At 43.0% G+C, this 456-nt stretch carries 1 protein-coding gene; it reads right to left on the bottom strand.

Annotation, left to right across the window (positions count from 1 at the left end; all coding sequences use genetic code 11):
• Window positions 1-456, bottom strand: a 456-nt coding sequence (locus AB4653_RS23875; RefSeq protein WP_372105487.1) for a hypothetical protein, incomplete at both ends; no start/stop codon positions are given.

Here is a 456-nt window from a genome sequence, read left to right as displayed (position 1 = left end):
ATCTAACGCTTCAAGCAGCGTGAAGGTGTATTCCCCTAATGTACTTGTAGAAAAGCTAATCGTGAACACTGGGACATCAGGGTTTACCCCATCGTTAACAAAACCTATATAAGTACCTGAGTTCTGAGGGTCTTCCTTGAGTTCAACGACAAGCCCATTCGATTTGAGCGTATCATTAGTATTAAACAAGTTTGGATCAATTCGAAAACTCGCGACATCATCACTACCGGCTGTAAACGTAATCGTTTCAGTGGCGCTAACCGCATTTCCGCTTGGCGAAGATCCATCACCAAGATTCGTTTCAGATAATGTCACTGGTGGAACTAGGTTAATTACCGGATCTTGGCCATCAGTAAGACTAAGATCAAGCGTTGAAAAGCTCTCGTCGCCATCAGCATCTTCAGCTAAAAAGGCAAATTGTTTTACTATGGTTTCGCTGCTTGAGTGGTTGATATC

Source organism: Vibrio sp. 10N.222.48.A3 (assembly GCF_041475345.1).
GTDB lineage: Bacteria > Pseudomonadota > Gammaproteobacteria > Enterobacterales > Vibrionaceae > Vibrio > Vibrio tasmaniensis_A.
This window is presented reverse-complemented; position numbering and strand designations above follow the sequence as displayed.